The sequence below is a fragment of the Acinetobacter sp. YH01020 genome, assembly GCF_013420275.1.
Taxonomy (GTDB): domain Bacteria; phylum Pseudomonadota; class Gammaproteobacteria; order Pseudomonadales; family Moraxellaceae; genus Acinetobacter; species Acinetobacter amyesii.
In genome coordinates, this window is sequence record NZ_VOYN01000038.1 from 16,415 (window position 1) to 33,270 (window position 16,856).

General features: G+C 39.5%; 17 protein-coding genes. 5 read left to right on the forward strand and 12 right to left on the reverse strand.

What is annotated here, in order from left to right:
- Positions 1–6 precede the first annotated feature (6 nt).
- Positions 7–657, reverse strand: a complete 651-nt coding sequence (locus FTT85_RS13370; RefSeq protein WP_180124038.1) for a hypothetical protein — start codon at positions 655–657, stop codon at positions 7–9.
- Between the two features lie 100 nt (positions 658–757).
- On the opposite strand from FTT85_RS13370, the gene ispF reads away from it, so the two are divergent.
- The gene (gene ispF / locus FTT85_RS13375; RefSeq protein ID WP_168378679.1) at positions 758–1,246 is read left to right on the forward strand and encodes a 2-C-methyl-D-erythritol 2,4-cyclodiphosphate synthase; all 489 of its coding nucleotides are present in this window, start codon (positions 758–760) and stop codon (positions 1,244–1,246) included.
- Here the strand turns inward: ispF and FTT85_RS13380 are convergent.
- The 3 genes from FTT85_RS13380 to FTT85_RS13390 form a co-directional block, all read right to left on the reverse strand.
- Entirely contained in the window at positions 1,234–1,758 is a 525-nt protein-coding gene (locus FTT85_RS13380) for a protein tyrosine phosphatase family protein (protein WP_180054898.1), read from the reverse strand. The genes ispF and FTT85_RS13380 overlap by 13 nt on opposite strands.
- A 57-nt stretch (positions 1,759–1,815) precedes the next feature.
- Positions 1,816–2,907: a 3-deoxy-7-phosphoheptulonate synthase gene (locus FTT85_RS13385; RefSeq protein WP_143221612.1), complete on the reverse strand. Its 1,092-nt coding sequence runs from the start codon at positions 2,905–2,907 to the stop codon at positions 1,816–1,818.
- Positions 2,908–3,034: 127 nt separating this feature from the next.
- Complete coding sequence (locus FTT85_RS13390) at positions 3,035–3,931, reverse strand: sulfite exporter TauE/SafE family protein (protein ID WP_078193863.1); 897 nt, start codon at positions 3,929–3,931, stop codon at positions 3,035–3,037.
- Positions 3,932–4,319: 388 nt separating this feature from the next.
- On the opposite strand from FTT85_RS13390, the gene FTT85_RS13395 reads away from it, so the two are divergent.
- Together FTT85_RS13395 and lpxB are read left to right on the forward strand one after the other, a co-directional pair.
- Positions 4,320–4,502, forward strand: a complete 183-nt coding sequence (locus FTT85_RS13395; RefSeq protein ID WP_180183758.1) for a helix-turn-helix domain-containing protein — start codon at positions 4,320–4,322, stop codon at positions 4,500–4,502.
- 185 nt (positions 4,503–4,687) lie between these two features.
- Complete coding sequence (gene lpxB / locus FTT85_RS13400; RefSeq protein WP_180183759.1) at positions 4,688–5,860, forward strand: lipid-A-disaccharide synthase; 1,173 nt, start codon at positions 4,688–4,690, stop codon at positions 5,858–5,860.
- Between the two features lie 370 nt (positions 5,861–6,230).
- On the opposite strand, the gene FTT85_RS13405 is transcribed toward lpxB, so the two are convergent.
- A complete protein-coding gene (locus FTT85_RS13405; RefSeq protein WP_180183760.1) occupies positions 6,231–7,181 on the reverse strand; it encodes an AraC family transcriptional regulator in 951 nt (316 codons plus the stop codon).
- A 181-nt stretch (positions 7,182–7,362) separates the two neighbouring features.
- On the opposite strand from FTT85_RS13405, the gene FTT85_RS13410 reads away from it, so the two are divergent.
- Positions 7,363–8,568: an alkane 1-monooxygenase gene (locus tag FTT85_RS13410; RefSeq protein ID WP_180183761.1), complete on the forward strand. Its 1,206-nt coding sequence runs from the start codon at positions 7,363–7,365 to the stop codon at positions 8,566–8,568.
- 458 nt (positions 8,569–9,026) lie between these two features.
- Here the strand turns inward: FTT85_RS13410 and FTT85_RS13415 are convergent, their stop codons facing one another.
- The 7 genes from FTT85_RS13415 to FTT85_RS13445 form a co-directional block, all read right to left on the reverse strand.
- The gene (locus FTT85_RS13415) at positions 9,027–9,971 is read right to left on the reverse strand and encodes a phosphatidate cytidylyltransferase (protein ID WP_180183762.1); all 945 of its coding nucleotides are present in this window, start codon (positions 9,969–9,971) and stop codon (positions 9,027–9,029) included.
- Positions 9,971–10,621 carry a 1-acyl-sn-glycerol-3-phosphate acyltransferase gene (locus FTT85_RS13420; protein ID WP_180183763.1) on the reverse strand — a complete coding sequence of 217 codons (651 nt, stop codon included), beginning with the start codon at positions 10,619–10,621 and terminating at the stop codon, positions 9,971–9,973. The genes FTT85_RS13415 and FTT85_RS13420 overlap by 1 nt, the downstream gene beginning before the upstream one ends.
- A 61-nt stretch (positions 10,622–10,682) precedes the next feature.
- The gene (locus FTT85_RS13425) at positions 10,683–11,111 is read right to left on the reverse strand and encodes a hypothetical protein (protein ID WP_111884314.1); all 429 of its coding nucleotides are present in this window, start codon (positions 11,109–11,111) and stop codon (positions 10,683–10,685) included.
- Positions 11,108–12,460, reverse strand: coding sequence for a phosphatase PAP2/dual specificity phosphatase family protein (locus tag FTT85_RS13430; protein WP_373886892.1), 1,353 nt, complete (start codon positions 12,458–12,460; stop codon positions 11,108–11,110). Before FTT85_RS13430 ends, FTT85_RS13425 begins: the two co-directional genes overlap by 4 nt.
- Positions 12,461–12,478: 18 nt before the next feature.
- The gene (locus tag FTT85_RS13435; protein WP_180183765.1) at positions 12,479–14,233 is read right to left on the reverse strand and encodes a bifunctional alpha/beta hydrolase/class I SAM-dependent methyltransferase; all 1,755 of its coding nucleotides are present in this window, start codon (positions 14,231–14,233) and stop codon (positions 12,479–12,481) included.
- Between the two features lie 47 nt (positions 14,234–14,280).
- Positions 14,281–14,916 (reverse strand): CDP-alcohol phosphatidyltransferase family protein, encoded by a 636-nt coding sequence (locus FTT85_RS13440; RefSeq protein ID WP_180183766.1) that lies wholly within the window; start codon positions 14,914–14,916, stop codon positions 14,281–14,283.
- Positions 14,917–14,997: 81 nt separating this feature from the next.
- A complete protein-coding gene (locus FTT85_RS13445) occupies positions 14,998–15,900 on the reverse strand; it encodes an acyl-CoA thioesterase II (RefSeq protein WP_180183767.1) in 903 nt (300 codons plus the stop codon).
- Between the two features lie 153 nt (positions 15,901–16,053).
- Between FTT85_RS13445 and ybaK the strand changes: the two genes are divergently transcribed.
- Positions 16,054–16,521: a Cys-tRNA(Pro) deacylase gene (ybaK, locus tag FTT85_RS13450; protein ID WP_180023982.1), complete on the forward strand. Its 468-nt coding sequence runs from the start codon at positions 16,054–16,056 to the stop codon at positions 16,519–16,521.
- Positions 16,522–16,856 lie beyond the last annotated feature (335 nt).

Sequence of the window (16,856 nt, forward strand, 5' to 3'; positions counted from 1 at the left end):
TTGATCTTAATCATATAAACGATAAATCCCTGCAAAACGTTCACAGCCTTTTTGTTCAGTTTTTACTGAGAGTAAGGCTTTACTGTAATTGAACTGATATTTGCAGTCGTGTTCATTATCGGTGATTTGATTTTTTTGTTCGGGTGTTGTGTAGGCTAAAAAGGGAATGGTTTGTGTTTCAACTCGATTGTTCGGATTACGATAGGCAATGCCTTCTATTTTGATGCTGTTTTTGCCTAGTTGATGCACCTTTAAATGTACAGGTGATGTCGCAAAATGGCCATTTTCAAATTTAAGATAATGCTGCGTTAAACTTTGGTTCATCGAGGTATAAATATTCAAATCTTCATGGCGAAGCTCAAATTGTTGTTTGAAACAATCCAAGTTTTTGCATTGCTGAACTCGGCTATACCATAATTTTTGCGTATCTATCAGCAAGCGTACTGGGGCATCGGTAATCAACTGTGCCGTTAAAAAAAGCCCATCTAGCTTTTCACGTTGTTCTTCAAAACCGTCAGAACAGTAATTTTTTTTTGCCTGAGTATTGGCCTGATCACAGTCAATCTTTTCTGCATGCGTAAACGTCGCTAGGCCAGAACCTATTAGCAGAACCAGTCCGAATTTTTTGATGATATTTATTTCAGTTTTCAACAGCATGATCGCTTATACTTTCACTATGTTGCGCTTGCCCACACTATAGCGAAATAGAAAGCGTGAATACAAGATTTCAATCATTATTTTCTCAAGGAACTCAAGCATGATAGCTCAAATTCGTATCGGTCAGGGCATGGATGTGCATGCATTTGAAGAAGGTGACTTTGTAACGCTTGCTGGTGTTCAAATTCCACATACACATGGACTCAAAGCACATTCAGATGGTGATGTGGTACTGCATGCGCTTTGTGATGCATTATTAGGTGCTTTGGCACTTGGAGATATTGGTCAGCATTTTCCAGATACAGATCCAAAATTTAAAGGTGCCGATAGTCGAGTACTTTTAAAACACGTCTACCAACTGATTTTAGATCGTGGATATGTACTTAATAATGCTGATATTACCGTGGCTTGTGAGCGCCCTAAACTAGCAAAACATAATTTAGAAATGCGTCAAAGTATCGCAGATGTTATGGATGTTGAAGTTACACAAATTAGCATCAAAGCGACCACCACCGAAAAATTAGGGTTTACTGGTCGCCAAGAAGGTATTCTTTCTACTGCAACAGTACTGATTTCTCACGCAAAATGATCTGGATGGATCAGTGCATGTTGTAAATCTTGAGTTGCTTTACGGCCTTGGAGTTGTAAGGCAACCGCATGGATTAAACCTGTCCAAGTTTCATTGGGTTTCCAAATTTGATGCATCAAATCTTGAGCCTTTGGCATATCAACATCCATATAGTATTGACGATATAAATACATCAAACTGCTGACACGGAAGTTTTTTGCACAGTGTAGCCAAACCGTTTGACCTTGAACCAAATGGTCAATCATATCGAGTACTAAAAGGCATTGATCATCTGAAGGGGTATCCCAAGAGATTGGAACTTGAATGTAGTTCAGGCCTAGATCTAGGCAAATGCGGTCTTCATGCTCGATATGATTGGATGCATCGGTCAGTGCTAAATTAATAACCGTTGAAACACCATATTCTTTGATCGTTTGAAGCTCAGAAGGAGATGGTTGTCCTGACGTTAATAAGTGTTCATGTATATATTGGAAGTTTTCAATGTGACTTAACGCATTTTCGATTTCATTCATCTGACAAATAATCCTTCAAAGTAAAACGCCATCTTGAAGATGGCGTTTTTCATTCACTTAGCGTGTCGGTAACACGTCTTTAAGTGCTTCATGCATCTCTAACAAGACTTTTTCAGTCGTATCCCAATCGATACAGCCATCAGTCACTGATTTACCATATTCGAGGTCACAGAGGTTGGCAGGAATATCCTGACGACCACCTTTTAAGTGACTTTCTACCATAATACCCACGATTGACTTGTTTCCGTCAAGGATTTGTTCAGTAATATTTTTCAGAACAAGGGGTTGTAGGTACGGGTCTTTGTTTGAGTTTGCATGACTGGTATCAATCATGATTTTGCCACTAACTTTTGCTTTGGCTAATGCCGCTTCGGCATCTGCAACAGAACCTGCGTCGTAGTTTGGTTTACCGTTACCGCCACGAAGTACAACGTGTGCATAAGGGTTACCACTGGTACGAATAACTGAAACTTGACCTTGGTCGCTTAAGCCCAAGAAGCTATGACCATGTTTAACAGATTGCATGGCATTGGTCGCAACGGTTAAACCGCCATCTGTACCATTTTTAAAGCCAACTGGTGAAGAAAGGCCAGAAGACATTTCACGATGTGTTTGGCTTTCAGTGGTACGCGCACCAATCGCTGACCAAGAAATAAGATCTTGGTAGTACTGTGGTGAGTTTGGATCGAGCGCTTCAGTTGCACAAGGCAAACCTTTTTCATTCAATTCAAGTAAAAGTTTACGACCAATACGTAAGCCTTTTTCGATGTTGAAAGAGTCGTTCATGTCTGGGTCATTAATTAGACCTTTCCAACCCACAGTGGTACGTGGTTTTTCAAAATACACTCGCATCACGACATAGATCGTATCTTGGATTTTGTCGCTTAAAACTTTTAAACGGTCAGCATAATCATGTGCAGCGACTGTGTCGTGAATTGAACATGGACCAATGACAACAAAAAGACGTTTGTCATTTCCATCTAAAATATTACGTACAGTTTCACGGCCCTTAAGGACTGTTTGATAGGCAGTTTCAGTCAGAGGTAGCTCTTTTTTTAGTTCTGCAGGAGTAACAAGAGGCTGAATGCTTTTTACATTCACGTCATCAATGTCGTTTTGGGTAATAGAATTTGACTGTAAAGTATTCATTGCCGTCACTGGTTTGATTATACAAAAGGTTGTTTCGTGAGCCGAATATAACATGAATATAGCATTCAAATGTTATAAAAAAGATCAATAAGTCTCTGAAAAAAAAGTGATGAATCGGGCAGTTAATTTAAACCTGCTGACTATTCACTGTCGGTGCGATCAACATTGCAGTTGTTGGTTTTTCGACAGGTTTTGATTTTACTGGATTAATGATGAAATTCATGCCTAAAACAAACAAGGTAATGCCTAAGACTTTACGAATGACTTTTTCAGGTAAACGTGAGCTGATTAAAGTTCCGACCACAATTGCAGGAATAGAACCCACCAATAACCAACCCAATAAATGAAAATCGACATTACCTGAGCTCATATGACCCAAGCCTGCAACCAGTGTAAGAAGCACGGCATGTACGACGTCAGAACCAATAATACGAATCATCGGTAAGTTCGGGAACATGAGCACCAAGGCCATAATACCGAAGGCACCTGCACCAACAGACGATAGGGTAACGAATACGCCTAAAATAATCCCCATAATGATGATATATGCACGCTTATTTTTTGCTTGGAAATTGATACGTTCAAGATCCGCACTCATATCATCTAACTGATCAGTTTTTCGAAATTTATTAAAGAATTTTTCAATATGACCACGGAAAATAATTGAGATCCCAGTAATCGTCAGCATAAAACCCAAAAACATGGTTAATACGGTTTTGTAATGTGTCGATTGGCTCAGATAGTTTTCAAGGACCCAATGGGTCGCAAAAGACGCAGGGATACTGCCGACAGCAAGCCAAATAACAATGGTCCATACGATATTCATTTTACGTGCATGAACTAAAGAACCACAAAATTTTGAAATTGCGGCATATAGTAAGTCTGTGCCAATCGCAATATGGGGTTCAATTTTATACAGGCTGATCAGGATCGGGGTCATCAGTGAACCACCGCCAACACCGGTAATACCTACGCAGAAACCTACAATTACACCTGCCAGAATGAACTCTAAAGGACCGACCATCGCTGAATGCCAAATATCAAAAAACGTGCATATCTTATGACTAATTGATATAAGTCGTTGTCTCGATTAGTGATTTGCTTGTGAAAAAAATAGATAAAGAATGATTTTAATTTGGAAAATAATGGATTTTAAATAAGCTAAGTTATTGATTTCGGCTTTCTCAAGTGGTTGATAGTTCAAATAGAGATTAGGATGCATTGAAATCATGTATTAAGAATATAAAGGAGTGACGATCTGAAAATAGATATCCAATGTCTAAAACGCACCGTAGATTTTATATTCCTAATCTTCAATTTGTTATTTATCGATATATGCAACAGTGAACATAAAGTCCACTGCTGCAAAGTCTCATACGCCTTAAAAGATAAAGTTTCGCCATTATTCCAATATGAGTAGAAGGACACTGACCAGACATTTTAAACATGCGACAGGACTACCAATTGTCACTTGGTTAAATAATGAAAGACTACGATATGCCGCTGAATTGCTCGAAGTGACGGATTATTCGATTGATAAAATTGCGGAAAGCGCGGGTTTTAATACCGCAGTGCTATTTCGTAAACTCTTTTAAGAATAAATACCGCACAAATCCGAATCATTGGCGGAAAAATTTTAATCAGCAGCTAAGTAGCAGTGATGCATACATCCTAAAATGTTGAATTAAAGACGTGCAGCTTTTTTTGGAAATCTATTAACTTTGCGAAGGACTCGTATAGAATCTATAGCTAAAGAAAACTGAGTAAAAAGGACAGACTTTTGCAAAATCGGAAACTTAAAATTGGCATCGTGGTTGGGGAAGTATCGGGGGATACATTAGGCGCCAAACTTATCCGTAGTTTTCGAGAGCAAGGGATTGATGCGGAATTTGAAGGCATCGGTGGTCCGCAAATGATTGCAGAAGGCTTTAACAGCTATTACCCGATGGATATTTTATCGGTAATGGGGATTGTTGAGGTCTTAAAAGATATTAAAATACTCTTTGCTGTACGCGATGGTCTGGTTGAAAAATGGACTGAAAATCCTGTCGATGTTTTTGTAGGGATAGATGCGCCGGATTTTAATTTGCGTTTATCTAAGAGCTTAAAGCAAAAACAGCTACCAATTAAAACAGTACAATATGTTAGCCCTTCAGTGTGGGCGTGGCGTCAAGGGCGTGTACATGGCATTAAAGCAAGTATTGATTTAGTCCTTTGCTTATTTCCATTTGAAAAAGCGTTTTTCCAAAAATGGCAAGTTCCGGCTGCATTTGTCGGACACCCATTGGCAAGTCAGTTGCCTTTAGATAATCCACTCGTTGCGGCTAAACACGAGTTAGGCTTAGATGAGCATCAAAAACACATTGCATTACTTCCGGGCAGCCGTCGCGGGGAAATTGAGCGCTTAGGGCCTTTGGTGCTGTCCGCCGCACAGATTTTGACGGAGCAGCATCCAGACTATGTGTTCCTGATTCCTGCAATCAATGATGCACGTAAACAGCAAATCGAATTGTTGCTCAAGCAGTACCCTGAAGCATTACAAGCCAAAGTTCGCTTGATGGAAAACAACGATACCGAATCTAAAATTGGCCGTCAGGTGATGAACGCATCGAATATTGTCGCTTTAGCATCAGGAACGGCAACCTTAGAAGCGATGCTTTTACATCGTCCAATGGTGACTTTTTATAAGTTAAATTGGCTGACCTACCATGTGGTGAAATTGCTGATCAAAATTCCGTATTATTCATTGCCAAATATTATTGCGGGCAAAAAGGTGATTCAGGAACTTATTCAACATGATGCAACACCTGAAAAATTAGCAGCAGAAATTGAAAGCTTGATGGGTGTTGAAAAATCTCAAATTCAAGTGATGCAGCACATCACCATGCATAAACAACTGCTTTCAGGCAACAGTGAAAACCCTGTGGAAGCGATTTTAAAGCTTTTAAATTAAATAACTGATGTTACGCAGTAACATCAGGAGCGTAATTTAATTTAAATAAAAGTATGATACACGGTAACGTCATCCGCAACTGTTCGACGCAGGACTACTTCTAATCAAAAAAGTTTTTGCGATACTTTGAGTAATTTGACGCTATTGAACGAGTTTTGTCGGTGAGGTGCATTGCACCGTAAGATGGTTTCCTTGCAAAGCTTCGCTTCTCATTTTGCCGAATGAGAAACAACGTTTCGTAAGAGTACCTCCAGCCGAAGGCTAATCCCTTTATTCAATCCCTAGATGTAAGACTCCGTCGAATAAAATTAAAAATCATTTTAAAAATGCAAAATTACTTTTATATGCGTAACGTCAGTTAAATAAACCTCTAAGGTGACTCAGTTTTTGCGAGCTGATGCTGCTGTCGATACTGGCTCGGTGTGAGATCATAAAACTTTTTAAAAGTTTGGCTAAATGCCGTTTCAGATGAGTAACCGATACGATGGGCAATTTGCTGAATAGTCAGTTGCCCCGTTTGTAAGTGCTGTGTTGCCAGTCGCAAACGATGTTGCTGCAAATAGGCGAGTGGTGATTCACCGAGCATTTGAGTAAATAAACTGGCAAATTTAGAACGCGACATACAACATTGTTCTGCCAAACTTTCGACGGTCCAAGCATGCTGCGGTTTTTCATGAATCGCGGCCAAAGCATTGGATAATTCAGGATGACTCAAGGCATGCAACCAACTGCTTGAATCTGACAAGGCTGCAATATAATCACGCACACATTCGATAAATAAAATACTCACCAGATGATCCAAAATTTTATCGCGGCCTGGACGGATCTGATGCGCTTCAACGGCCAGAAAATGTAAGCCAATTTGCAACCATTCAGGTGCGGTACTGCTCATGATATGTGGTGTATGTAACAGCGTGGGGAGTGCATTTACTAAAGGCTTTGCCATAATGCTATCGACATGCCCACGGATCGCTAGTACAAATAATTCTTCTACTTCTGGAGATTCGGCAGAATTTAATTCAATGATTTTATTTCGTTGCTCTTGAAACAGTGGCGTGATGTTCACTGATTCGACCAAGACATCAGACTGTATAGGTTTGCAGTGGTGGTTTTGCCCTGACGGAATAAGGCAAAGATCACCAGCTTCAAGAAAAACCTGCTCTTGATCTATATGCACAACACACTGACCTTGAATCACCACATACGCAACCATGGCATTGTGATCTTGAAAATGAAAAGCCCAAGGATGCTTTGATCTCAAATAAATATATTCAGATCGGTGGAGATGGATATCATCAAAAATTTTACTTAAAGCATCCATATTTCAAATATTTACTCATATTAATTTTGTATTTATAGATGGCCACTATGTGCTTAAAGGTCAACATTTATCCTTAAATGCCAAAGACGATCGCATAGTTTTTTTGGACGCTTAAAACTGTTCTGGCTGCCCATATTTTACGAATATAAACACAGAAGAAGTAAATAGGGAAGTCTAGCGCATGAATGCACCAGTAAAATTAAATGAACAGCAGCTCGCTCAGTTAGAAAGCAAAATCGGTAGTGTTTTAGATAAAAAACGTTATGGTTGGCTATTGAGTCCAGGTTTACCAGTCATTGGTATGGGGATCTTGGCGGGTTATCATTTTGGTCCAAAACCGACAAAAAAACTATTTGCCATGGGTGGGCCGCTTCTACTGCATGTCATTATTCCTGCACTGGATGCACTGATCGGTGATGATGCCAATAACCCGACAGATGATGACATTAAAGTTTTAGTGAATGATCCTTATTATGATCGTATCGTCAAATTATTTATCCCACTGCAAATGGCAGCGAATGCTTTTGCTGGCTATGTGGTTACCCGTAAAGATGTTTCAATATTAGATCAAGTTCTACTTGGGATTTCGATGGGTGCAATTAATGGCGTCGGTGTAAATACAGCACATGAACTCTGCCATCGACCACATAAAAAAGACCATTATTGGGCACATGCGACGCTCGCACCATTAGGTTATAGCCATTTCCGCATTGAACATCCTTATGGACACCATAGACGTGTGGCAACGCCTGAAGATCCTGCATCTTCAAAAATGGGCGAAACCTTTTATGAGTTTTGGCCACGCACTGTATTTGGTGGAATTAAATCGGCGGTGCAGATTGAGAAACAACGCTTAAAACGTAAAGGTTTAAGTTTCTTTTCGAAGGACAATGAACTGTTTCATGGTTGGGCGATGAGTGCAGGTTTTCATGCCGCGATGCTGAAAATGTTTGGTAAAGGCGTGACACCGTATTTAGTTACACAGGCCTTTTATGGAATCAGCCTTTTTGAAATTATTAATTATATTGAACATTATGGCCTGAAGCGTGAGCAAAAAGCGGATGGAAGTTATGCGCGAACCATGCCTGAACATAGTTGGAATAACAATAATATTGTGACCAATCTATTTTTGTATCAATTACAGCGACATTCAGACCATCATGCGTATCCGACTCGTCCATTTCAGGCTTTAAGACATTTTGACGAAGCGCCAGAGTTGCCTAGCGGCTATGCCACTATGCTAATTCCTGCTTTAGTACCCTCTATTTGGTTTAAGATGATGGATAAACGTGTCTATGATCACTACCAAGGCGATTTAACTAAAGCCAATATTCATCCTAAACGTCGTGCAAGTATTTTTAAAAAGTTTGCAATTTCAGACATTTAAATCGAATACCTGATAAGAAGAATCCCAAGCTTGTTTGCTTGGGATTTTTTATTGTGCGTATTATTAACCGATGCTACGCAGTAACATCAGAAGCGCACGTTGATTCAAATAAAAGAACGATACACGGTAACGTCATCCGCAATTGTTTGAGACAGGACTAATTGTAATCAAAAATGTTTCTGCGATTCTTTGAATAATTTGCCGCTAGTGAACTATTTTTACGGTGAGGAGCAATGCTCCGCAAGATTGTTTCCTTATGAAGCACGCTTCTCATTTTGCCGAATAAGAAACAACGCTTCGTAAGAGTATCTCCAGCCGAAGGCTAATACCTTTATTCAATCCTTAGATGTAAGACTCCGTCGCATAGACTTAAAAATCATTTTTAAAATGTAAAATTAATTCTACGTGCGTAACATCATTTAAAATCCCAAATTTTCTGTTTGAAACTTAGTCATTTCTTAAGACCACCAATAGCGCAAAATGTGGAAAAAAATCGGTGCAGAAAAGCAGATTGAATCAATTCGGTCGAGCATGCCACCATGGCCTTGGATAAGTTGTCCCCAGTCTTTTACACCACGATCGCGTTTAATGGCTGACATGACAAGACCACCAAAGAAGCCAAATATGCAAACAATAAATCCAATACATGCAGCCTGTAGATAGCTAAAGGGTGTAAGCCATGACATAGCAACACCTAATGCAGTGGCTAAAGCAATGCCTCCGATTAATCCTTCTACGGTCTTAGATGGTGAAAGTATCGGTGCGACTTTGTGCTTTCCAAATAGCTTGCCACAGACATATTGCAAGACATCGGAGGCTTGTACCACCATGATCAGCCAGATTGCTAGCCAAATTTTTTCACCCTCAAATCCGGGAAGTTTAAGATTTAATAGCGCAGGCACATGCGAAATACAGAATACGCTGACCATCAGTCCCCATTGAATTTTTGAACTGCGTTCTAAAAATCGCGTGGTATCTTCGGCTTTGAGTGTAGCGATAGGGATAAGAAGAAATACATACAGTGGAATAAAAATAGAATATAGCCCATACCAATCGATATACACCAAGTAATACTGGTAAGGAATGACAAAATAAAAAGCGATCAGCAAAGGAAGATAATCACCGCGACGGGTTGGGAGCAAGCTGATAAATTCACGTAAAGCAAAGAGTGAAATCAACGCAAACAGGATCACAAAGGCAATTTTGCCTAATGAAATTGCTACACCAAGTACCAACAACATGACCCACCATGCATTGATCCGCGCATTTAAATTGTCGATGACTGGTGCAGGTGCATAACCCGCTTTAAATTTTAGTATTGAGCCAATGGTTGAGGCAATAATCAAAATAATCGCAAAGATACCAAACAATACATAAGTCATTTGCGCATTGGTGAATTCCATTATTGATACTCCAATGCTTTTAATTTGAGTAGTTCTTCTTGAGCGTAGTTTAAAAACGCGGATTTACTCTGTTCATTATGAACTTCTAAAGGCTTACCAAAAATAACGGTAGATAATAGTGGCAATGGTATTAGCGCACCTTTAGGCATGACACGTTTTAAATTTGAGATCCATACCGGTACGATTTCAACATCTGGAAATTGATTTTTGAGATGAAATAAGCCGCTTTTAAACTCTAATAATTCAACGTCATCATTTAAATTTCGAGTACCTTCAGGAAAGAAAATAATCGAGTCACCTTGCGCTAATACGATTTTGATCGGTTCTAAGGGATCTTGATTTTGCTCTCGATTTCGCTGAATAGTGACACCAGTAAACGTGTCTTGAATGAGAAAACGCCGAAAGCCATCTTTTAACCAATAATCCGAAGCCGCTACAGGACGCGTCTTCCGTCTGAGATCTGTCGGCAGTGATGACCAAAGCAAAATAAAGTCGATATGGCTATTATGATTTGCATAATAAATACGCTGTTTCATAACCGGTTTGCACCCGACCCACAGACTCCGCGCGCCCGTGAGCAGCCGCGCACCACGACGAGTGAGAAAGGCAATATAGCGAGCAATTGAACGGCTTAGAAAATTACCTTTCATTGGTGAGTGAGCATTCCTTGAAGTGTCTAATGGATTTGGCATGGCTTCAAATTATTGTGAATTATTTATACAGTAAAAATATGCAGATGAATGCGATGTATTGCAAGCAAAGCACAAAGATCTGCCATTTAAATAAAGCCAGACAACCTAACTCACGTAGTTCCCATGCGCGGCCACATTTATTTGTAGGCATTAATTTTAGGTTAATTAAACTTAAGTCCAGCTCTTTGGTGGTTTGTTCTAGGCTTTGGGTTTGGCTGTATTCAGCGACAGTGGCTAAAAGTGCCGAATCAAATTTGATTCTCAGGCTTAAATAATGTTGTATTCCAAGCAAAACTAGACAAATCACTACATATAGCAAATCGAATAGCATCACATTGCCAAACTGGATGATGAGCCAGAGCGTGAGAATCGCTGCCACATACGCTGAGATGAGCAATCCAGTGGTGGATTGCAACAACTTTGACAGCACCACAAGTTGTAAATTCATGGTGCAAGTCCTTTAAGTTTTAAACGATAAGTATTTAAATGTTTTATTTGCGGTGCTTTAAGCACGACCCAAGGGCGGTTATGGCGAATAATCCTTAAAACATCTTCGACTGAATATTCAGGATGTTGTTTCAATAATAATGCGGCCACTACAGCACTACTTCGTGAATATCCCAAAGCACAGAAGACCAAGATGTTTTGTGCTTCATCATTGTTATTAGATTTCAAGAATAGTTCTAAAGACTCTACAGCGTTATGCAGCTGATTGGCCTGTAAAGGAATCAGGTCTAAACTCAAGGTTTGAGCATAGGAGCACTTTGGATAAGTGGGTAATTCTGCGCAACAATCGAGTAAAGCATCATATTGTTGCATGACCTGTTTGGACGGATAGCGACCTAAATAAATATAACTCTGATTGATTTTGATGATTTTAGAATCTTCAGGATGGCGATAAGTCCAGATTCGGCTATTGATCCAAGCAAATACAAAGTAAGGCGCAAACAATATTTTTGCAGCAATGGTCATATCACCATGACTGAGTTTTTGAAAAAAATGGGGACGATTGAATAAATATGCAAACGAAACTAAAAGCAGACTGCTTGCAGGATAGAGCAGCCAAAGCCACCAACCTTTTGCATGTGCGATTGCGCTACACAATAAGGCAGCAAACAGATAAAGGATGCCGATTTTAATGTGCTTTAAGCTTAGCCGACTTTGTTTATTTTGAACCCATGGCGCAGAGCCAGCCATCGGGAATAGCCATAAACATAAGGCACCGACCAATAAACCTGTTGGAATATCTATAAAATGGTGCTGCCAAGTGGTTAGAACTGAGAGACCAATCAAAAAGGACCAACCATCTACCAGATATTTTAGCTTACCTGTGCTATGCCGACGGAAAAAATCCCAAAGTATCACCAGTAGCACAATGTGCAGAGAGGGTGCTTGATTAAACGGTTTATCAAAGCCCATCAAGACATCAAACCATAGGCCGAAAAAACCTGTGAGTTCGGGGCGTTCAAAGCTAAAACGTAGCGGGAAAATTAAAAAGCAGCTGATTGAAAGGATTTGTGCCGAAAATAGTCGCAGGACATGTTGTTTTAATTCAAACTTATTCCAACAAAGTAATAAAGACAAACCATAGAACAGATCAATCGACCAATAAGGCACAATACTCCATGGCCAAAGTGGAATATATTTTTCCCATTCAAAGACGATAACAGGTACAGACGCTAAACCCGCAGCGTATTGGTTGGCAAAACCATAACTTAAGAAGAAAAAAGGTGCCAGAAATGCCAAACACAGTAGGCCGTATTTCCAAGTTCCTGTATCCGTATCCAGTTTATGCATAAGATTGACCATCCAAGCTTAAATTTTTTGTGCAACGGAAACGGTGAAAATACCAAACTCATCAATGACTTGATCGACTTTCTTGAAACCGGCTTGCTCAACCAAGGCATCCATTTCTGCTTGTGAGCGCAAACGCATGACCCATGCATCTCCTTGGCGATGTGAGGTCAGGGCACGGGCGATAAACTCTTGTTGCGGATGCCAAATTTGACCCGTGTAGATGAGATAACCATCTTTCTCAATGGCCTGGCTTAAGCCGGATAAGGACTGTCTAAGTAAATCATTATCACTAAATAATTCGTATAAACCTGAGACCACGGCTAGAGTGGGTTTAGGTTCAACACTGGCTAAAGAAGTGGTATCAAATGCATCCGCTTCTACAAATTTGGCAATCTGGCTTAAACCTCTTTGCTCAATCATTGCTTGACCCGCTTGTACATTGATCGAGCTATAGTCTCTAAGCAGGATGGATTCAGGCTGTTGAGGCAGTTTTTGTACAGCATCTAAAATATATCGGCCATGGCCTGCAGCAATATCCATAATCCGTACCGCGTGTTGGGCATCATGTAACTTAGAAGCATATTTCGTTAATAGCGCTTCAATATTTTGTTTTCTAACGCGAATACCACGCCAACCAATCGCATTTAAATATTGTCGATCGATGATTTTACCGAGAGCATTTTGGCTTTCTGATTGATCTCTGTAGACAAAATCTAAGGTGCTGCCAGAGTCGTATCCTGTATCTTCACCAATTTTTAAACCTTTAGAAAAGAGACTACCAATTTTAAGATTTTGTTTGGTTAAGCTCCAAAATGCATGTTTTAAAGAGTGTTTTGGAAGCGTTGAACTTAAGGTTTCTGCAACAGCACAGCTCGGGCCAATTTTATCGGCATCTAAAAGTTTAGGTGTGGAATAGGGTTGTTTAAAACATTGTTGAATAAAGCGATGGATTTTATCTGTGGCGATTTTGCGATGTTTTTCACCCAAAGTATCATGATAAAAACCGTCTAAGACGTGAAATTCCTTCATTGGATGAGGAAGTTTTTGATAAAACGCCAATTGCGGTTTTTGATGCACCACGAAGTCAGATCCTGAACATAAAACCTGTGTAGGAACGAAAATATTTTGTGCATCTTTAACGATTCGATCTGAGGCTGCATATAGACCCAGCAGCATACGGACCGATATGGCCCGAGCGATCTGCGGGTCAGTGTCATAACTTTGCGCACGTGCAGTATCGTGCGTCAGCATTTTGGCTTTGACATAACTATTAATAAAAAAGTTGCCAGCGAATTTGTTGAGGAGTGTTAAGCCAGGTTTTGCAAAAGGCACATAGAGTTTGATGTCAAATGCAGGCGAGGCAAGGCATAAAGCACGAATTTTAGGGGCATAATCATGCACCCATGTCGCGGCTAAAACAGCACCAACGCTTTGAGCTACAATTGCTATATTTTCTGATCGAATTTGGTAATTTTGTTCTATATGCTGAACAAAATATTGAATGTCTTGAACGCATGCCGAAAAGCTCGGTGCATCACCACGTTCACCGGCTGTATTACCGTGTCCTCGCGCATCCCAAGCGAAAAAATCAAAATCAGGCAAATTCAATTCATTGACCAAATGCGCTATTCGTCCCGAATGTTCATGGCCACGATGAAATAAAATCACTGCTTTTTTCTTGCGGTTGCTTTTTAAACTGCTATTTTCCCAGTGTTGATAAAACAAGGATGTTCCATCATGGCTCGTAAAGGTATGCTGAGTATTGTTATACATTGTGTTGTTCTCAAAATAATGAATCGACTGACGATCTAAACTGAAATTTATTGTGGGTTGATAATGCAATTTTTAATGCGGTTATAAATCGTGATAAATAATAAAAAGATGATAATAATCAAAATACTATTGCAAATAAGAGACAATGTATTTAAACCGAAGTTAAATATAGAAGAAGTCACGATCACGATACAGATGATGCTAAATACAAAAGCGCGGTCACTTTTTCCCATTGGACCATCGTAGCGACGTTCTTGACCCACTAATGGCGCCATCACACCTGTATATTCAGCAAGTATGGCGAGAAAACAGGTTAAAATCAGCAGTTCAGCTTGAATAAAAGCAAAACAAATTAAACTAAAATAGAGTGCTGAGTCGGAAATCACATCACATAATTCATTATAAAAAGCACCGAGTTTGGATTGTTGGTTGAACTCACGTGCCAGCATGCCATCTATGGCATTGAATCCCATACGAATAAGCATCCATACAGGGAAAATCAACAGTAAAATACCAATACCGTTGTGAGAGAAATAGATATAAATGAAAAATGCCACAGCTAGCGAAATGAACATTGCTAGTAGTGTTACTTGATTTGCTGTAATGCCAAGATGATGAAGTGATTTAACCAAAGGTCGAAGCAGGTTTTGAAATGCAGGCTTAAGTTGGTAGATCGAAGGCATATTATTGTTATAGCGGTATGATTTGCATAAATTTTATACGCGGGATGCTTAACTTAACAAGAATTTGTATGTTAAAGATTGTCACAGGGCTGACGATTCGCCTGTATAACGCATTAAGTTTTCTTGTGTAGTACTTACGACTAATTTTCCATCTTGCCACATTTGCCCATGACTAAGCCCACGTGATTGGGAGGTTCGAGTGGTATTCATGTCATAGAAAATCCAATCATCCACCCGAAAGATATGATGAAAATACATCGAATGATCAAGGCTAGTTGCGATGAGTTCAGGAGACAGATAATTTAAACCATGAGTTTTAAGCGCCGCAGAATATAAATTATAGTCTGAATAATATGCTGCAATGGCCTGATGTATATGAAGTTGGTCAAATTGTGCATCCAAGGCATCATGGAGTTTTAAATATTCTGCATATTGATTTTGATTTAAGACAGAAGCTTGACCGGACTGTGGCAAGTCTGTCAGCACGTATTCAATTGGTTTAGATATAAGCTGAAAAGGCTGTAAAAATGTGGCCAGATATTCAGGTGAAATAAATGATTGGATTTGCGCTTTATAGAATTGCTCTTCTTTGAGCATACTTGGTGGAAACTGTGGGATCAGATCTGGTTCAGGTATTTGATACTCCATACCCGTTTCGTTTTTCATATAGGACAACATCACCATATATATTGGTTTGCCATGCTGTATGGCGGTCACTTGTCGTGTAGAAAAACTATGGATATCACGTAAATTTTCGACTTTAAATAATACGGGATGATTTGCAAGACCCGCAGAAATAAAGTTGGCATGTAAAGAGTGGAGTGGGAGTGTGCAGGTAAAGGATGCACTGACTATGCTCTGAGCAAGTAATTGTCCACCAAAAATATGGTCACCAAACAGAGGTTTACTTTGTGCTAAAAAGTAGCCCTGATCTTTGGGTACTACAGATAATAATTGGATGAGGTCTTGAGTCAGCGTTGTCATATTTTTTAAAATTTTTGCTTTGTTTAAATGTATTTAACTCAAACTTATTACACAAGTCGTTTTCATGAAAAATATAAAAGTCTTCGCCAGTCTTTCGAGAATAGGCTTATAATCGAGTTTTCTTAGTTGTCCGAATGGAATGACGAAAAAGCAATGACACCTGCATGTAAACTCTTAAAATCTAATAAAATCGACTTTACAATTCATGAATATGACCATGACCCAGAAGCAAAAAGTTTTGGTTTAGAAGCTGCGGAAAAACTTGGTTTAACTGTCGAAGAAGTGTTTAAAACCTTGATGGTTACGGACGATAAAAATTACTTTGTTGCCGTATTGCCAGTGGAATATCAGCTGAATTTGAAAAAAGTGGCCACAGCATTTGGCTGTAAAAAACTAAAAATGGCAGACCCAAAGGATGCAGAGCGTTTAACTGGTTATTTGGTTGGTGGTATTAGTCCAGTTGGACAGAAAAAACGTTTAAAAACAGTGATCGATGCTTCTGCGCAGCACTTAGCTAAAATCTATGTGAGTGGTGGTAAGCGTGGTTTGGATATTGGTTTAAAGCCCGAAGATTTAGCAAAAGTTTTAGGTGCAAACTTTGCTGATGTGATAGATGTTTAAGTGCGGTTTTTGACTACTTAAATTTAAGTGAATTTAGAGGGAATATCTTCCACTTCACAATCTATAAAATAACAGAAGCCGCATTGAGCGGCTTTTTGCTTGATGACGCATCAAGTGTCACGGATTTATTGGACATGGTGCAGCTTTTTATATTCGATATACAGGGTACTAAATTTAGGATTGTAGGTTAAATTTGATTATTAGTAGGTTGAACCGTACCGGGTTTGTCGGAGACTCAGTATTCTGAGAGAATGTTCCGATGACCAAATTAAAATATACCCCTGAAATCAGAGAAAGAGCGGTTCAATTATTGATTGAATCTGAAAAAGACTATC